This is a genomic window from Pseudomonas sp. FG36, from assembly GCF_057809275.1.
In genome coordinates, this window is the sequence record NZ_JBMDJQ010000035.1 from 40,846 (window position 1) to 57,860 (window position 17,015).

Annotated in this window: 17 protein-coding genes; 10 read left to right on the forward strand and 7 right to left on the reverse strand. The window is 63.4% G+C overall.

All coding sequences use genetic code 11. The features are described from left to right. Nucleotides 1-10: 10 nt before the first annotated feature. The 4 genes from ACODS9_RS21885 (at nt 11) to ACODS9_RS21900 (ending at nt 3,456) form a co-directional block, all read left to right on the forward strand. On the forward strand, nt 11-406 hold the full coding sequence (locus ACODS9_RS21885; RefSeq protein ID WP_367857543.1) for a hypothetical protein: 396 nt from the start codon (nt 11-13) through the stop codon (nt 404-406). 71 nt (nt 407-477) lie between these two features. Then, complete coding sequence (locus tag ACODS9_RS21890; RefSeq protein ID WP_401108185.1) at nt 478-1,254, forward strand: N-acetylmuramoyl-L-alanine amidase; 777 nt, start codon at nt 478-480, stop codon at nt 1,252-1,254. A 110-nt stretch (nt 1,255-1,364) separates the two neighbouring features. Further along, a complete protein-coding gene (locus ACODS9_RS21895; protein ID WP_401108188.1) occupies nt 1,365-2,984 on the forward strand; it encodes an EAL domain-containing protein in 1,620 nt (539 codons plus the stop codon). 193 nt (nt 2,985-3,177) lie between these two features. Further along, nucleotides 3,178-3,456 carry a hypothetical protein gene (locus tag ACODS9_RS21900; protein WP_489094740.1) on the forward strand — a complete coding sequence of 93 codons (279 nt, stop codon included), beginning with the start codon at nt 3,178-3,180 and terminating at the stop codon, nt 3,454-3,456. Nucleotides 3,457-3,650: 194 nt separating this feature from the next. Here ACODS9_RS21900 and ACODS9_RS21905 read toward each other — a convergent pair whose 3' ends face one another. After that, nucleotides 3,651-5,429, reverse strand: a complete 1,779-nt coding sequence (locus ACODS9_RS21905) for a KinB sensor domain-containing domain (protein ID WP_401108194.1) — start codon at nt 5,427-5,429, stop codon at nt 3,651-3,653. Next, the gene (algB, locus tag ACODS9_RS21910) at nt 5,426-6,772 is read right to left on the reverse strand and encodes a sigma-54-dependent response regulator transcription factor AlgB (RefSeq protein WP_401108197.1); all 1,347 of its coding nucleotides are present in this window, start codon (nt 6,770-6,772) and stop codon (nt 5,426-5,428) included. The genes ACODS9_RS21905 and algB overlap by 4 nt, the downstream gene beginning before the upstream one ends. A gap of 210 nt (nt 6,773-6,982) precedes the next feature. On the opposite strand from algB, the gene ACODS9_RS21915 reads away from it, so the two are divergent. The 6 genes from ACODS9_RS21915 to ACODS9_RS21940 all read left to right on the forward strand — a co-directional run bounded on the left by ACODS9_RS21915 (nt 6,983) and on the right by ACODS9_RS21940 (nt 12,372). Next, nucleotides 6,983-7,804, forward strand: coding sequence for a BON domain-containing protein (locus ACODS9_RS21915; RefSeq protein ID WP_401108200.1), 822 nt, complete (start codon nt 6,983-6,985; stop codon nt 7,802-7,804). A 175-nt stretch (nt 7,805-7,979) separates the two neighbouring features. Further along, a complete protein-coding gene (locus tag ACODS9_RS21920) occupies nt 7,980-8,267 on the forward strand; it encodes a hypothetical protein (protein ID WP_046853632.1) in 288 nt (95 codons plus the stop codon). 39 nt (nt 8,268-8,306) lie between these two features. Then, entirely contained in the window at nt 8,307-8,468 is a 162-nt protein-coding gene (locus ACODS9_RS21925; RefSeq protein WP_008092060.1) for a DUF1328 domain-containing protein, read from the forward strand. A 5-nt stretch (nt 8,469-8,473) separates the two neighbouring features. Further along, the gene (locus ACODS9_RS21930) at nt 8,474-8,944 is read left to right on the forward strand and encodes an inhibitor of vertebrate lysozyme family protein (protein WP_031314662.1); all 471 of its coding nucleotides are present in this window, start codon (nt 8,474-8,476) and stop codon (nt 8,942-8,944) included. A 727-nt stretch (nt 8,945-9,671) separates the two neighbouring features. Beyond that, nucleotides 9,672-11,006, forward strand: a complete 1,335-nt coding sequence (gltP, locus tag ACODS9_RS21935) for a glutamate/aspartate:proton symporter GltP (protein WP_023629390.1) — start codon at nt 9,672-9,674, stop codon at nt 11,004-11,006. Nucleotides 11,007-11,142: 136 nt separating this feature from the next. After that, nucleotides 11,143-12,372 (forward strand): nucleoside recognition domain-containing protein, encoded by a 1,230-nt coding sequence (locus tag ACODS9_RS21940; protein ID WP_046853634.1) that lies wholly within the window; start codon nt 11,143-11,145, stop codon nt 12,370-12,372. Here the strand turns inward: ACODS9_RS21940 and ACODS9_RS21945 are convergent. The 5 genes from ACODS9_RS21945 to ACODS9_RS21965 form a co-directional block, all read right to left on the reverse strand. Then, nucleotides 12,354-12,968, reverse strand: a complete 615-nt coding sequence (locus ACODS9_RS21945; RefSeq protein WP_046853635.1) for an ABC-type transport auxiliary lipoprotein family protein — start codon at nt 12,966-12,968, stop codon at nt 12,354-12,356. The genes ACODS9_RS21940 and ACODS9_RS21945 overlap by 19 nt on opposite strands. Further along, complete coding sequence (locus tag ACODS9_RS21950) at nt 12,965-13,903, reverse strand: MlaD family protein (RefSeq protein ID WP_046853636.1); 939 nt, start codon at nt 13,901-13,903, stop codon at nt 12,965-12,967. The genes ACODS9_RS21945 and ACODS9_RS21950 overlap by 4 nt, the downstream gene beginning before the upstream one ends. Before the next feature lie 3 nt (nt 13,904-13,906). Beyond that, nucleotides 13,907-14,692 carry an ABC transporter ATP-binding protein gene (locus tag ACODS9_RS21955; RefSeq protein WP_489094741.1) on the reverse strand — a complete coding sequence of 262 codons (786 nt, stop codon included), beginning with the start codon at nt 14,690-14,692 and terminating at the stop codon, nt 13,907-13,909. Continuing rightward, the gene (locus ACODS9_RS21960) at nt 14,689-15,822 is read right to left on the reverse strand and encodes an ABC transporter permease (RefSeq protein WP_367857553.1); all 1,134 of its coding nucleotides are present in this window, start codon (nt 15,820-15,822) and stop codon (nt 14,689-14,691) included. Before ACODS9_RS21960 ends, ACODS9_RS21955 begins: the two co-directional genes overlap by 4 nt. 117 nt (nt 15,823-15,939) lie before the next feature. Then, nucleotides 15,940-16,950, reverse strand: coding sequence for a DUF5924 family protein (locus tag ACODS9_RS21965; protein ID WP_367857554.1), 1,011 nt, complete (start codon nt 16,948-16,950; stop codon nt 15,940-15,942). Nucleotides 16,951-17,015: the final 65 nt, after the last annotated feature.

Sequence of the window (17,015 nt, forward strand, 5' to 3'; positions counted from 1 at the left end):
GAGTTGTAGGATGAATGTAACCAAATGGCTCATGCTGGCCGTGCTCGGCCTGGTCTTCCAGACCAGTGCCATGGCCAAGGACATGCTGCTCACCGCGCATGTGGGGGCAGACGGCAAGGTACTGCGCCAGTGGCCGGAGTGGATCAGCCAGGTGGAGCGCGAGGCGCAGGCCAACTACTTCACCCAGTACAAGCTGAAACTCAATCCGCGCATCGTGCATCAGGACCCGGGTTTCTGCTCGGTGTCGCCGATCGATGCCAGCAGCTACGACCGGCAGATGCACGGCCAGGCCAAGGTGATCGGCAAACCAATGATCGAACGCCTGAGCGTGATGACCCAGCTGGTGGACATGAAAGGCGCCAGCGGCGACAACTCGCTGGAATTTCTGCTGATGTGCGTACGCTGAGCGTAACGTCGCCACAGGAGCACGTTATACTGTAGCGCTGTTGTCGCCTACTCAATGACGTGCTCCCCGCAATGAAAAGACTTTTCACCGCCCTGCTCCTGTTGGCCCTGGCAGGCTGTTCCAGTGGCCTGCGTATCGACCGCAGCCACCCCTCGGCCAATCAGGACAGCCGCATCCAGTTCGTCGTCGTGCACTACACCAACGCGTCGCTGGAGCGTTCCCTCGCCCTGCTGACCCATGGCGAGGTCAGCAGTCATTACCTCATCGGCGACGGACCGGCCACGGTCTACCAACTGGTGGACGAGAGCCGCCGCGCCTGGCACGCCGGGGACAGCCAGTGGCAGGGCCGCACCTGGCTCAACTCCAGCTCCATCGGCATCGAGATCGTCAACGAGGGCTACACGGACACGCCGACCGGGCGCGTCTGGCACCCATACAGCGAAGCCCAGGTGCAAGCGCTGATCGCCTTGCTCAAGGACATCGTCAAGCGCAACAACATCGACCCGCGCCACATCATCGGTCATAGCGACATCGCCCCGCTGCGCAAGCTCGACCCGGGCCCGCTGTTCCCCTGGAAGCGTCTGGCCGAGGCTGGCCTGGGTGTCTGGCCGGATGCGCCTTCGGTAGCGCGGCAGCAGGCCTATTTCGAGGTCAATCCGCCGACCATCAGCTGGTACCAGCAGCAGCTGGCGCGGTTTGGCTATGCCATCGACCAGACCGGTGAACTGGACGTGGCCACCCGGCATGTGATCGCGGCCTTCCAGATGCGTTTCCGCCCGCGGCTATTCGATGGCACGCCGGATGCGCAGACCGCCGCGATGTTGCAGGTGCTTAACCGCAAGCGCTGACCCGAGCTTTTCGGACGCTTGGCGCGCAAGCGGGCCAATTCACACGCCCAGCGGCTGCGCCAAGCTTTGATTCAGTTGCTATACCTTTGGTATTCAACTGGATGCCACGCATGCTTGCCCTCTTCACGACGGTGCGTCAATTTTTCCACCGCCCCTGGCTGTTGGCCGCGCTCGCGGCGCTTGCCAGCGCCGGGCTGTTGCTTGCGATCAGCGTCAACGTTGCCCTGCAACAGATGAAACAAAGTGAAAGCGCGCAGATGAATGCCCAGGGCGAGCGTTTTCTCGAGCGCCTGGAGCAGGTGTTCGGCCAGTTGCGCGAGGCCGTTGACCAGCTGCAGGCGCAGCCCCTGCGCGGCTGCGATCCATTGATGCTGACACAACTGCAACAGGTGGCGCTGAAGTCGCGGTTCATCTACGAAGCGTCCTATGTGGAGGGTACGCGGGCCTGTTCCAACCGCGGCGAGGAGCGGATCATCGAGCCCTTGCGCAGCCCGGATATCCAAGGGCCGACCTACAGCTACTGGCTCAATACCACCACCGAGCCCAACGAGAACCTCGCGGCCCTGATGCTGGGCCGTGGCCGCTTCGTCGTCTCCACCTCCCGTGGCCACCTCACCGACGTCGTCGACCTGCCGCCCGGTGGCAGCCTGCTGGTGGTGCTGGATCGCGGTACCCGTGCCATCCCCGTGCTGGGCCCGACGCAACCCTGGCCACCGACCACCGAATGGCCGCCCGCGCAGGGCAAATCGTTGATCGAGCTGCCCGACCGCCTGGTCTATCGCATGTCCACCAAATCCCCGGACTACCAGTTGGTGCTGATCGCGCCGAGGGCGAGCCTGCCATTGAAGCTCAACGGGCTGCTCTGGCTGCTGTTCCCCGGCAGCCTGGTATTGGCCGGCTGTATCGGCTGGCTGGTGCTGCAACTGATCCTGCAACGCCGCTCGATGAGCTCGGAGCTTCAGCATGCGCTGCGCCGGGGCGAGCTGCAGGTGCTGTACCAGCCGATCTTCGAATTGGACAGCCGTCGCTGCGTCGGTGCCGAGGCCCTGGTGCGCTGGCGCCGCCCGGACGGCAGCCTGACCAGCCCGGAGCTGTTCATTCCCCTGGCGGAGAACACCGGTCAGATTCGACAGATCACCGACTTCGTCCTGCAACGGGTGCTCGAACAACTGGGGCAGTTGCTGCGGGCCAACCGCCAGCTCTATATCTCGGTCAACCTGGCGGCCTGCGACGTCATGGCGCCGCGTATAGGCCGGGTGGCGGCGCGGTTGCTGGCGCACCATCGTGTCGCCCCCAGCCAGATCGCCTTCGAGGTGACCGAGCGTGGCCTGATCGATGTAGTGGTGGCGCGGGACAACCTGCAGGCCCTACGCGCTGTCGGGCACCAGGTGCTGATCGATGACTTTGGTACTGGCTATTGCAGCCTCGCCTATCTGCAGACCCTGCCGGTGGACTGCCTGAAAATCGACAAGTCGTTCATCGATGCCCTGGGCCATGACGCCGCCAGCAGTGGCGTGGCGCCGCACATCATCCGTATGGCCCACGACCTGCACCTGCGGGTAATAGCCGAAGGCATCGAGTGCGAGGACCAGGCGGTGCTGCTCAACAGCGAGGGGGTCAACTATGGGCAGGGCTGGCTGTTCGCCCATCCGCTGAATGCCCGTCAGTTTGCCGAGCTGATTACCCGCGGGCGGCGGGTGGCGGGGCGGCGGATCGATGATGAGCCTTGAGGTATGTTTCATTCTCATTCTGGCATTTCGAATGCGAGCGAACTGTTGCCGTGACTTTCTGCCTGCTCAGTATTGATGTTTTTTGTTGCGAGCGTGGGTGCCAGTACCTGATAAAAATGCTAGTTGTGATGGTTTTTTTCTGGAAGTAAAGTTGGTCTGCGTTTTCAGACTCTTTACTTTTCGAGGTGCTATCATGAGCAAAAATGAAGAAATGATTGTTCCTGGAGGTCGTCTACTGGTAATTAAAGATATCACATTGATGTATTATTATGACTATGAAGACATTAGCTATTTGCACGTTGCCGGAACAGGCATCAGCGGCGAAGAGTTCACATGCTACTTGAGGTCACCAACGCTTCAGGCAGGGGCGTGGGCAGCATTCAATGCTGTTAAAAACAATCTTTTGGGGCGCGCTAATATTCGATTTGTCAAAGAGGAGGGTAATGAGGTTTACGCGTTTGGTGTGGATTAAATTGCGTGCATTCCTACTGTGGCGCCCCTTACGAGGTGTGTCGCATATCCTGCCATTTTACTTGTTGCCCATCGAGAGGCGTGCTGATTGCTCACACTTCTTACTTGGGGTCGATTGAAGGTTTCCCTTTTCCCTTGAATCTCATCGCCCCAGTGGCTTTGCCATCGGTGAAAGTAAGGTTGGCGGTGCAGTAATCAAACAGGCAATGCCATATAGAACTGCGTCCCCTGCCCCGGCCGTGAGAACACGCCCATCCGCCCGCCATGCAACTGCACGATCTCCTTGCACAGTGCCAGACCCAGCCCGGCCCCGCCCTTCTTGCGCCCGACCTGCACGAAAGGCTCGAAGATCCGCCCCTGCTGACCATAGGCGATGCCCTCGCCGTTATCCTCGACGCTGATGATCACCCGCTCGGCATGCCGCCTGGCATGCAGGCGGATACGCCCGCCGGAGCCGGTGTGGCGAATGGCGTTGTGCAGCAGGTTGTCCAGCACCCGGTCGAGCTGGGCGACATCGGCCTGAATACGTGGCAGCGGTGGTTCCAGCTCGCGGATGATCTCGATCTGCTTGCCCGAGGCTTGTTCGACGAAGCGCGCCTGGGCGCGCTCGAACAGTTCCTCCAATGAACAGGGGGCCAGTTCCAGCTTCTGCAAGCCGCTTTGATAGCGGGAGAAGTTGAGCAGGTCGTTGATCAATTGGGTGAGGCGCTGCATTTCCTCGGCAATGGTTTCGAGCAGGTCGTTCTCCCGCGCTTCGGGCGGGAAGCTGACACGTTCGCGCAACAGCCCGAACGCCATGTGCATGCCCGTGACGGGTGTGCGCAGCTCATGGGAAGCACGCAGTACGAATTCGCTGCGTACCCGTTCGAACGCGCGCTGTTCTGTGACATCGTGCAGCACCATCACCGCGCCGAGAATAGGTCCTTCGGGGTGGCTGACCGGGGTCAGGCTATAGGTCAGCAGCCTGGTTTCTTCATCCACCTCCAGGCTCAGGTCCTCCGGCAGTCGGTCCAGGCTGCCGCCGCGCAGCACCTGGCGCAGTTGTTGTTCCAGCTCGGGGCGTTGCAGGGCTTCGGCCAGGCTTGCGCCGAGGCGGCTGGGGTCCCAGCCGAGCTGGCGCTGGGCCACCGGGTTGAGGTGCTCCAGGCGCCCTTGCCGGTCGATGATCAGCAGGCCATCGTCAATGCTGTCCAGCACCGCTTGCAGGCGCTGCTGGCCAGCTTGCAGCTCATCTACATTGGTGGCCTGGTGCTTGCGCAGGGCGTCGGCCATCAGGCCGAAGCGGCGGGTCAGCAGGTTGAGCTCGGTGGCCTGGGTCACCGGCAGGGTGACGTCGAAGTTGCCCTGGCCGACCTGGTCGGCGGCCTTGGCCAGCGCCTCGATCGGCTGGCCAAAGCGGCGCGCGATGTTGTGCGCGGTGATGAAGCCGAGGACCAGCACGACGAGGCCCATCAGGCCGAGCAGGCCACTGATGAGCAAGGCGTGGTCGCGCGATGCCTCCTCGCTGCGGGTAATGTGCTCAAGGGCCTGGCGGTGCGAGTCGAGCAGGTCGGTGCGCACCTGGTTGAAGGCGGCGCCGAGGGGCTGGTCCACACCCATGCTGCGAGCGGGCGCCGGACTCTGCCGATAGGCTTGGACGAACGCCTGGTAGTTGCTGGCGGCCTTGCTGAAGCCGGTACGCTCGCCGCCTTGCTCCAGCCCCTGCTTGAGCAGCGTCTGGAACTGATCCTGCAGGGTGACGAGGGTGCTTGGGGCGGTGTCCTCGTCGAGGATGAGGTTGAGCTGCTCGCCCAGGTTCTGGCGCAGCTTCAGGGCCAGCTCCAGGGTCTGGGTGGTGTCCTGCACCACGCGCTGCTGCAGCGCTGCCATCTGCAGCACACTGAACAACCCCAGCAGCAAGCCCAGCAAGGCCACGGTGACCAGCGCCGAGATGCTCAGGAACAGCCGCGTGCGCAGCTTCATCGGCCATTTCATAGGTTGTACTGCTTGCGCTTGCGGTACAGGGTGGAGGCGTCGATACCCAGGGTCTTGGCGGCCTGGTCAAGGGTATCGCTGGTGGCCAGCACCGCGCCGATATGGGCGCGCTCCAGCTCGTCCAGGCTCAGCGCCGCACCGACCCGGGGTGCGTTGCCGGCGGGTTGCTCAGCCATGCCCAGGTGGCTGATCTCCACACGTTCCTGTGGGCAGATGATGCTGGCGCGCTCGATCACGTTGCGCAGTTCGCGGATGTTGCCCGGCCAGCGGTAGTTGAGCAGGGCGGCGCGCGCTTCGTCGCTGAAGCCACGGGCCGGTCGCGAGTACTCCTTGACGAAGCGCGCCAGGAAACGGTCGGCCAGGGTCAGGATGTCTTCACTGCGCTCGCGCAGGGGTGGCAGGTGCAAGGTGATCACGTTCAACCGGTACAACAAGTCTTCGCGGAAACGGTTCTCGCGCACCATCTCGTCGAGGTTGAGGTTGGTGGCCGCGAGGATCCTTACATCTGCCCGTCGCGTGACCGGGTCACCGACCCGCTCGTACTCCTTGTCCTGGATGAAACGCAGCAATTTTGGTTGCAAGGTGAGGGGAAAATCACCGATCTCGTCAAGGAACAGCGTGCCGCCATCGGCCTGGCTGACCCGCCCCAGGGTACTTTCGCTGGCACCGGTGAAGGCGCCACGGGTGTGGCCGAACAGCTCGCTTTCCATCAGCTCGGCATTCAACGACGGGCAGTTGATGGTCACGCAGGCCTTGCGTGCGCGCTTGCTCCAGCCATGGATGGCGCGGGCCAGTTCGCCCTTGCCGGTACCGGACTCACCGAGGATGAGAATGTTGGCATCGGTGGTCGCCACCTGGCGGGCGGTTTCCAGCACCGCCATCATCGCCGGGCTGTGGGAGTCCAGGCCGTCCTTGGGCTTGCGTATTTCACCCTCGAGGGCCTCCAGGCGCGCCGATAGCTGGCGCACTTCCAGCTGCTTGGCCGTGGCCAGGCGCAGCTGGTCGGGGCTGCAGGGCTTGACCAGGTAATCGGCGGCGCCGGCCTGGATGGCGTCCACCGCAGTATCGATGGCCGAATGGGCAGTGACGATGACCACCCGCATCCACGGCGCCTGGATGCGCATTTGCGCCAATACGTCCAGGCCGTTGTCCTCGCCCAGGCGCAGGTCGAGGAAACACAGGTCGAACACCTGGCGCTGCAGCAAGGTCTCAGCCTGGGCGGCGCTGTTGGCGGTCGCCACGCTGTAGCCCTCGTCCTCGAGGCAGTAGCGGAAGGTACGCAGGATGGCGGACTCGTCGTCCACCAGCAGAATGCGGCCTTGGTTGTCCTGGGCTGATTCCATTTCCTGCGCTCCTTTGGGATTGATCTCAATTAGTGTCGGAAAAATCGGGCAAGTTGCATGGTCGATTCTGATTGATTCTGTCCCATGCATGCTAGCCGCATGCCTTCATGATGGCTAAGTGGCTGATAAATCTAAAGTTGATTGTGGGCAAATAGCTGGCATGGCGGTTGCGAGAGTCATGGGTTGAGTGATGCGAAAGGAGGTTTTGTGATGTCTATTTACCCTCGAATGGCCGTGCTGGCGGCTTGTGTGTTGTCGGTCATCGCCCAGGCCCAGGCTGATCCGGTGCAGGACGCGCGCCTTGAGGGCGCCCTGCAGACGGCGCTGTCCCTTAACGCCATGCTCAACGCCTTCCCTATAAAGGTAGAAGTCGAAGGCCAGCGGGCACGGCTTTCGGGCGAAGTGGAAAATCCGGTGGAACGCATGCTGGCCGAACAGGTGGCCTTGGCCACGCGTGGGATCGAGCAGGTGGATAACCAGTTGCGGATCGACCCAGGCCTGGTGGACAGGCCCCTGGAATTGCGTGCCTACGCCCAGCGTCTGGAAGACGCCACCCTCGGCGCGGTGGTGCGCGCACGGCTGCTGTGGAGCCGGGTTACCGAGAAGGCCGCTATCGAGGTGGAAAGCCGCGAAGGCGTGGTGACCCTGCGCGGCAAGGTGGACAGCCCTGAGGCCAAGGAGCTTGCCGGGGTGCTGGCGCGTACTACCGATGGGGTACATCTGGTCAACAACCTGGTCAGCCTGGACAGCACGGCCCTGGCCAAGGCCCGGGAAAAGCCTGTCGATGCCCCGACAGGGCCGCAGCCCAGCGACAGCTGGATCATCGACAAGATCCAGGCCAGCTACCGCTTCAGCCGCAACCTGGACGGGCTGAACATCAAGGTAGCCAGTGAAGAGGGACTGGTCAGGTTATCGGGCGAGGTGGTCAGCAGCGAGCAGAAGGCCATTGCCGTGGACGTCGCCAGGCAGATCGTCGGGGTGCGCGGCGTAGACGCCGATCTGTTGAAGATCGCCACCAAGGTAGAGGGCTGATCGTGCAAATCGCACGAGCCCTTGTAGGCGCATCGTGCAGGATACGTCCTTCACTGGTATGCATGTATTTGATAAATCATTGATTTAAAAGGATTTATTTAGAGTTTTATGGCTGGCATGCAGGCTGCACTGATCTTCCCAAGAACGGATAACAAGTACTGCAGGAGGAGCCGGCATGAATCGCCCCAACGTCAACCGCACGCAGAGCGCTGTAGTACCCCTGCAGCAGCTGCTGTTCCTCGGCATGGCCCTGCTGCTGACCTTGGCGGTCGGCCTGTTCCATCACAGCTGGCAGACCGCCCGGCTGGCCGAGCAAGTGGCGGCGCAGACCGCGCTGTTGACGCAACTGCGAGCAACGACCCACGCCAGCACCTTGGTCAAGGCCGCTCAGCCACTGCCCAGTGCCGATACTGCCCCTGCCGTTCTCGACCGTGTCGAGCCCCAGCAACGTTGGGTGTTCTGACACTGCTGACCGATTTCGTACAAGAAAAGGAGAAACATCATGCTGAGTTGGGCTATCACCTTCCTGATCATCGCCATTATTGCCGCAGTCCTGGGCTTTGGTGGTATCGCCGGCGCTGCGACCGGTATCGCGAAGATCCTGTTCATCGTCTTCCTGGTGCTGTTCGTTGCCTCCTTCTTCTTCGGCCGCGGTAGAGGTTGACGACCATGAGCAGGATGCTCCCGAAAGCCTTGGCCGTCGCACTGCTGCTGGGCAGTGGTGCGTCGGCGCTGGCCGCCAATGACGGCCAGGTCCGGGTCAACCAGTTGCTTGGCTCGGACCCCGAATACCAGAAGACCTGGCAGAAGACGATAAAGAAAGAAGAGCGCTTGCCGGAATGGGTGATCAACCTCAGCGGCAGCTCGGCACAGCAGATGTCGGCGGTGACCGAGGACGGCGACCAGTATCTGGTTGGTCCGCTCTGCGAATCCGAGGGCAATTGCACCTACAAGCGCCTGGTCGTGGCCTTCAGCTGGGACAAGGACGAAGCCTACGGCATGCTCGTGGAAGTGCCAGAGGGCCTGCCCGCGGACAAGTCGCCGACCCGCCATGCGGACTACCGCTGGCTGGGCAAGCCGGATGAAGGCATGAAAGCTTTGCTGCAGGAGCAGCTCAAGCGTGACCCGAACTGGTACTGACCAGCGGTCGCGCACTGTAACGCTATAGAAGCTGAACCTTTTTATCTTTCAGGCTTCTATGATGCGCCGCCCCGAGGAGGGACGGCGCATGACCAGGGGGCCGGGCCGTTCTGACTGTTGCAGGGTCGGAGTGGCCTAGGGGTACAGGGAGTGCCTCCATCATGGGCCGGGTCAGGAGAGGGTGGCATCGGAAGTTGCAGGTCGATCGGGTCGAGTTGAGGATGTGATCGATCTGGCTTCCGAAGCGCCTGTAGGGATTTATCTATCCATACGAGCGACTTTTCACTTCAGACACATTTTGTCGCTACCGTATATCGAAATTTTTTTAGTTGTCCGACAGGTCAGCCGGTGTGGCATTTCAGCCATTCGGATTGTCGAACACGCCATCAAACTCCCTTTCTTCATACCTGCAAATCTGCCGAAAAATGGCGCATTGGCCTTGTTCGGAAATCCGAACGTTGAAAATCAAGGCTTTGGCGATGCTCGATTTCGGCTTCTGGTCTCATGCCGATTCGGCATGGGGTAGTCGTTTCCGGCATTAGACTGCCCCTGCCCACGTCGCAATAGTTGCCGCCTTTTTCCTTGGCCCGAGCGCCAGAAATGCTCGCTCGCGGTGTCCTTACAGAGGGGCCCGGAACGGAACATACAGCCGCCTAGAAGCTTTGAAGCGCTCTGGAACGCGACTTTCCGTCAGGTGCCCGTGACCACTACAACAAAGGGTAATGACATGAAGAAGGCAAAACTGAGCCTCGCCTGGCAGATCGTCATCGGTCTGTTGCTGGGCGTTGCAGTCGGCGCGCTACTGAATCATTTCAGTGCAGAAAAGGCATGGTGGATCAGCAACGTCCTCCAGCCAGCCGGCGATATCTTCATTCGCCTGATCAAGATGATCGTCGTCCCGATCGTGATTTCGTCGCTGATCGTGGGCATCGCCGGGGTAGGCGACGCGAAGAAACTGGGCAGTATCGGCCTGAAGACCATCATCTACTTCGAGGTGGTGACCACCATCGCCATCGTCGTCGGCCTGGTCCTGGCCAACGTGTTCCACCCGGGCGCCGGCATCGACATGAGCACCCTGGGCACCGTCGACATCTCCAAGTACCAGGCCACCGCGGCCGAGGTGCAGCATGAGCACGCGTTCATCGAGACCCTGCTCAACCTGATCCCGTCGAATATCTTCGCGGCGCTGATGCGTGGCGAGATGCTGCCGATCATCTTCTTCTCGGTGATGTTCGGCATGGGCTTGTCGAGCTTGAACGCCGATCTGCGCGAGCCGCTGGTGCGTACCTTCCAGGGCGTGTCGGAGACCATGTTCAAGGTCACCCACATGATCATGAACTACGCGCCGATCGGTGTGTTCGCCCTGATCGCCGTGACTGTCGCCAACTTCGGCTTCAGCTCGCTGCTGCCGCTGGCCAAGCTGGTGCTGCTGGTGTACTTCGCCATCGCCTTCTTCGCCTTCATGGTGCTGGGCCTGGTGGCTCGCCTGTTCGGCTTCTCGGTGATCAAGATCATGCGCATCATGAAAGATGAGCTGATCCTCGCCTACTCCACCTCCAGCTCCGAGACCGTGCTGCCGCGCGTGATCGAGAAGATGGAGAAGTACGGTGCGCCGAAGTCGATCTGCTCGTTCGTGGTCCCGACCGGCTACTCGTTCAACCTCGACGGTTCGACCCTGTACCAGAGCATCGCGGCGATCTTCATCGCCCAGCTGTACGGCATCGACCTGTCCTGGAGCCAGCAGCTGCTGCTGGTGCTGACCCTGATGGTTACCTCCAAGGGTATCGCCGGCGTGCCGGGCGTATCGTTCGTGGTACTGCTGGCCACCCTGGGCAGCGTGGGCATCCCGCTGGAAGGCCTGGCCTTCATCGCCGGTGTCGACCGCATCATGGACATGGCCCGTACCGCGCTGAACGTGGTCGGCAACGCCCTGGCCGCAGTGGTCATCGCCAAGTGGCAGGGCATGTACGACGCCGAGAAAGGCGAGGCGTACTACAAGTCGCTGGTGCTGGAAAAAGGTAAGAAAGAGGCCGTGGTGGCGGGCAAGACCGTCAACCAGTAAGCCGCTGAGCTGAACGAAGAGCCCCGACTTGTCGGGGCTTTTTGTTGTCTGCGTATCGCTCCCACGGTGCCGGATATGGCGCCTGAGCTGTCCCGATACGCTATCATTCGGGCATTTTTCACGGGGGAACACACGGATGCTCAACGGCCTCTGGCTCGGCTTTTTCCTGATTGCGGCCATCAGCGCACTGGGCCAATGGCTGGTGGGCGGCAATGCCGGCATTTTCGCCGCGATGGTCGAGAGCATCTTCGCCATGGCCAAGCTCTCGGTAGAGGTGATGGTCCTGCTGTTCGGCACCCTGACCTTGTGGCTGGGTTTTCTCAAGATTGCCGAGAAGGCCGGTATCGTCGAATGGCTGGCCAAGGTCCTCGGGCCGCTGTTCGCCCGGCTGATGCCGGAGGTACCGCCGGGCCACCCTGCCCTGGGCCTGATCACCATGAACTTCGCCGCCAACGGCCTGGGCCTGGACAACGCCGCCACGCCCATCGGCCTGAAGGCCATGCGTTCGCTGCAGGAGCTCAACCCCAGCAGCACCACGGCGAGCAACGCACAGATCCTGTTCCTGGTACTCAACGCCTCGTCGCTGACCCTGCTGCCGGTGACCATCTTCATGTACCGCGCCCAGCAAGGCGCGCCTGACCCGACCATGGTGTTCCTGCCGATCCTGCTGGCCACGAGTTGCTCGACCCTGGTCGGCCTGCTGTCGGTGGCGGTGATGCAGCGCCTGCGCCTGTGGGACCCGGTGGTGCTTGCCTACCTGATCCCAGGCGCGCTGTTGCTGGGTGGCTTCATGGCTTTTCTCGGCACGCTGTCGGCGGCCGCACTGGCCAGCCTGTCTTCGATCCTGGGCAACCTGACGCTGTTCGGCGTGATCATCCTGTTCCTGGTGATCGGCGCGTTGCGGCGGGTGCAGGTGTACGAGGCCTTCGTCGAGGGCGCCAAGGAGGGGTTCGACGTGGCCAAGGGGCTGCTGCCCTACCTGGTGGCGATGCTGGTGGCCGTGGGCGTGTTGCGTGCCTCCGGCGCCCTGGAGCTGGCCCTGGACGGCATCCGCCACGCGGTGACCTGGATGGGCCTGGATACGCGCTTCGTCGAGGGCCTGCCCACGGCGCTGGTCAAGCCGTTCTCCGGCAGCGCGGCGCGGGCGATGCTGATCGAGACCATGCAGACCCAGGGCGTGGACAGCTTCCCGGCGCTGGTGGCGGCGACCATCCAGGGCAGCACCGAAACCACCTTCTATGTGCTGGCGGTGTACTTCGGCGCGGTGGGTATCCAGCGCGTGCGCCATGCGGTGGGCTGCGCGCTGCTGGCCGAGCTGTCCGGGGTGATCGCGGCGATCTTCGTCTGCTACTGGTTCTTTGCCTGAGCCTGGCTGACGGTCCAGTCGATCACCTGGCGCGCCAGCTGGTCGCTGGCCGTGCCGAAGCCGGCGACCACCGCCGGCACTTGCTGGCTGCCTAGCGGCTGGCGTACCTCGAAGCGTTTACTCGCGAGGATGCGCTGGCTGCGGCCCTGCACTAGCCGGGCATCGTAGCGAATCACCACCTCCACCGCCCCGCCTGGGCGGTACTCGCTCTGGAACGCCTGCAGTTCGCCACCCAGCTCGTAGTCCGCCTGCAGGTTGCTGTCGTCGGCACTCAGGCGCTGCACTCGGCCATCGCGCTGGAAGCCGTCGAGCAGGCGATTGCGCACCAGCATCGGCGTCGGGTCGCTCCAGCGGGCGCCCTTGTAGCTGCTGATCACATCCCCCTGGGGAATGACCGCGATACGCGGCCCGGCCAGGGCTTCGCTGGCCAGTGGCTTGTTCAGGCGCAGCGACCAGTCCAGCGGCGCGGCACTGCGGGCGGTCTGGCTCACCGGCAGGCGATAGATATCCACAGGCTCGGACTGCGGCAGGATCGAGCAGGCCGTAGCCAGGCTCAGGGCGGTAACGAGTGCGGCCAGGCGCAGCGACAGCTTCATGGCTGGAACTCCTTGTTGTTGTCGCGGCCCAGCAGGTAGCCGCTGGGGTCGGCTTCCAGGCGCCGGGAGATGCCCTTGAGCGAGTTGAGGGTCTCGCGCAGTTCGCGGATTGCCGGGGCGATCTGGTTCAGGCCCTGGGCACCGTCGTCCAGGGACTGGCGGTTGTCCTGCAACAGACTGTTGATGGTCGCGGTGCTTTCGGCCAGCGACTGCATGGCCTGCTCGGCGCTGCCGATGGCCTGCTTGCCCTGGGTGCCCAGCAGGCCGTTGGCATTGCGCATCAGGGCCTGGGTCTCGGCCAGGGTGGCATTGGCCTGCTTGCCGACCTGAGCCAGCTGTTCGATGGCCTCGGAAATCCCGCCCTTCTGGTTGGCGAAGGCGCCGGTGGTCTGCTCGAGGTTGGCCAAGGTATTGCTGAGGCGCTCGATATTGCTCGAAGAGAACATCTGGTTGGCGTTGTGCAACAGCAGGTTGATGTTGGTCACCAGGTCGCTGCTGTCGTTGAGCAGGCGCGAGATTGGCGATGGCGAGGCGACGATCACCGGCAGCTTGCCGTCCTTGCCCTTGAGTTCCGGGCTTTGCGGCGTGCCGCCGCTGAGCTGGATGAACGAGTTGCCGGTCACCCCCGCCAGGGTCAGCTTGGCCTGGGTGTCCTCCTTGACCGGCGTGTCGCCGCTAAGGCGCACGCGAGCCAGGACCCGGCGCGGGTCCTTCGGGTCCAGGCGCAGGCTGCTGACATCACCGACCTTGATGCCGTTGTACTGCACCGGGCTACCGCGGGACAGGCCCGAGACCGCTTCGTTGAACACCACTTCGTAGTCCTTGAAAGCGTCGTCGACACTGGACTTGGTCAGCCACAGGCCGAACAGCATGGCGCCCGCCACCACCAGCACGGTGACCAGGCCGATCAGGACATGATGAGCTCGGGTTTCCATCGTTCAGCGCTCCTGGCGGGCGCGCAGGGCGGCGTCTTCGGCCGCCCGGCCGCGCGGGCCGTGAAAGTATTCGTGAATCCAGGGATCAACGGTCTGCTCGACCTCGGCCAGGGGCCCGGCTACCAGCACCTTCTTCTGCGACAGCACCGCCACCCGGTCGGTAATGGTGTAGAGGGTGTCCAGGTCGTGGGTGATGAGGAACACCGACAGGCCCAGGGCGTCGCGCAGGGTAAGGATCAACTGGTCGAAGGCGGCGGCGCCGATCGGATCGAGGCCGGCGGTGGGCTCGTCGAGGAACAGGATGTCCGGGTCCAGGGCCAGGGCTCGGGCCAGGGCGGCGCGCTTGATCATGCCGCCGGACAGCGAGGCCGGGTACTTGTCGGCAGCGCTGATCGGCAGTCCGGCCAGCGCCAGCTTGACCCCGGCCAGGTGCTCGGCGTCGGCCCGCGACAGCCCGGCATGCTCGATCAGCGGCAGGGCGACGTTCTCGGTAACGGTCAGCGACGAGAACAGCGCGCCCTTCTGGAACAGCACGCCGAAGCGGCGTTCGACCAGCGAACGCTGGTTTTCGCCGAGCGTGGCCAGGTCCTGGCCGAATACCTTGACCGTGCCTTCATTGGGCCGGCGCAGGCCGACGATGCTGCGCAGCAGCACCGACTTGCCGCTGCCCGAACCGCCGACCACGGCGAGGATCTCACCGCGGTACAGGTCCAGGTCGAGGTTCTCGTGCACGCTCTGGCTGCCGAAGCGGTTGCACAGGCCCCGGGCTTCGATCACGGCTTCAGTCACCAGCCCATCTCCATGAAGAACAGCGCGGCCACCGCGTCCAGCACGATGACCACGAAGATCGATTGCACCACGGCGGAGGTGGTGTGGGCACCCACCGACTCGGCGCTGCCGCTGACCTTGAAGCCTTCCAGGCAGCCGATGGCGGCGATCAGGAACGCGAAGAACGGCGCCTTTGCCATGCCCACCAAGAAATGCTGCACGCCGATGTCACTCTGCAGCAGCGAGAGGAACATGGCCGGCGAGATGTCCAGGGTCAGGGCACAGACCACCGCGCCGCCGATCATGCCGCAAAGCATCGCGACGAAGGTCAGCAATGGCAATGCGATCAACAGTGCCAGCACTCGGGGCACAACCAGCAGTTCGATCGGGTTAAGGCCCAGGGTGCGAATGGCGTCGATCTCTTCGTTGGCCTTCATCGAGCCGATCTGCGCGGTGAACGCGCTGGCGGTGCGCCCGGCCATGAGGATGGCGGTCAGCAGCACGGCGAACTCGCGCAGGAAGGAGAACGCCACCAGGTCGACGGTGAAGATCGTCGCGCCGAAGTCGGCCAGCACCGTGGCGCCCAGGAAGGCCACCACCGCGCCGACCAGAAAGGTCAGCAAGGCCACGATGGGCGCGGCGTCCAGGCCGGTCTGCTCGAGGTGCGCGACTACCGGGGTGACCCGCCAGCGATGTGGCTGGAACAGGCGCAGGAACAAGGTCTGCAGGATCAGGCCGATGAAACCCAGCACCTGGGTGGTGTCCTGCCAGAGCTGGTCGACGGCGCGGCCGATGCGTGCCAGCAAGAGCAGCAGCACTGGCTGCTCCGGTTCCTTGACCGGGATGCAGTAGTCCTGCACCGAGCAGTAGACGTTCTTCAGCAAGGCCCGGCTGGCATCGGGGAGTTCGTCGCTGCAGCGCGACAGGCGTTCGGAGCCCAGCAGTTCGGCCAGCAGCGATGCGCCAGCGGTGTCCAGGCGGCCCAACTGGCTGAGGTCGACCTGGGTGTCATCGCCGTACTGGCTGCCCAGGCGCTCGCATTCGCGCTTGAGCTCGGCGTAGTGGGCCAGGGTCCAGTCGCCGACGATGCGCAGGCGGGTGGGCTGCTGCTGGGTGTCCAGGGTAGCGCTCGGGGCGGTCATAGGCTCCATGCATCTGACTGGGGAATCGGCGACTCAGATCATAGCCCATCACGGGGCAAGCCCGCTCCCAGCAGATTCATGGCGTGGGAGCGGCGGTGCGCCGATGCGACTTGCCCGGCGATCTTGTCAGGAGTCCACCACCTTGAACCGCAACACCCCGATCACCTGCCCATCCTCGGTCAGCACCCTCACCTGCCACTTGCCCACCGGATTGGGCGGGAAGTTCTGCTTGTGGGTCCAGGCGCGGTAGCCCTCCTTGCGCCCGCCGTGGATGTCCAGGGCGATACGGTCGACCTCTTTGCCGTCGAGCTGCCACACATGGTAGATGCGCTCGTTCAGCCCGCGCGGCGCGTTGATGGCGGTGTAGGCATACAGCCCGCCACTACGGATGCGGCTGGCCGCCACTTCCTCCAGCGACGCGCCCGGCTGACGGTTGAGCACTTCGGTGCTGATCGCCACATCGGTCATCCACAGTGTGGCCGGCGGCACCCACGAGCGCAGCAACCACCCTCCGCCGCCCACTGCCAGGGTCACCAGCACCAGGGCCACGCCGCGGCGCCAGTTGTTGATCGGGAAGCTGCTGGCCAGGCTCGGGAACGACAGCGCCATGGCGGCGATCAGTGCCAGCTTGAAACTTTGCGCGGTGGTCAGATGCAGGATGATCGGCAATGCCGTGAGCATGGCCGCGAACAGCGTAAGGGTGTGCAGCGCCAGGAACAGCCAGCGCCGCGGCGCCAGCCACTTGTGGTACAGCGGGTCGACGATCGAGATCAGCCCCGCGGCACCGAGCAGGCCGGTGAACACCAGCTGGCCGCTGTTCCAGGTGGTGGTGATGAAGAAGAACGGCAGGACGAAGAACAGGCTTTCCTGGTGGATCATCTGCGTCGCGAAGCGCAGCAGCGGTTGCGGGATCTCGCGCTTGAAGGTGCGGGCGAACAGCTCGGTGAGGGTGTTCTCCAGCATCAGCCAGACCCAGCTGACCAGCATCGCGATGGCGATCCACCTTGCCAGGCCGGCCTGGCGGTCGACCAGGATGAAGCTGCCGATGCCCGAGAGGAAACCGTAGAGCGCGATGATGCCGGGGTAGCGCTTGAGCAACTCGATGATGCGCAGGATGAAGCTGGGGAGTGGGGGCATGGGTTTACAACAGGAAAAGGCGTGTTCGAGGCGTCGTGGGGGGGGGGGGGGGGGGGGGGGGGGGG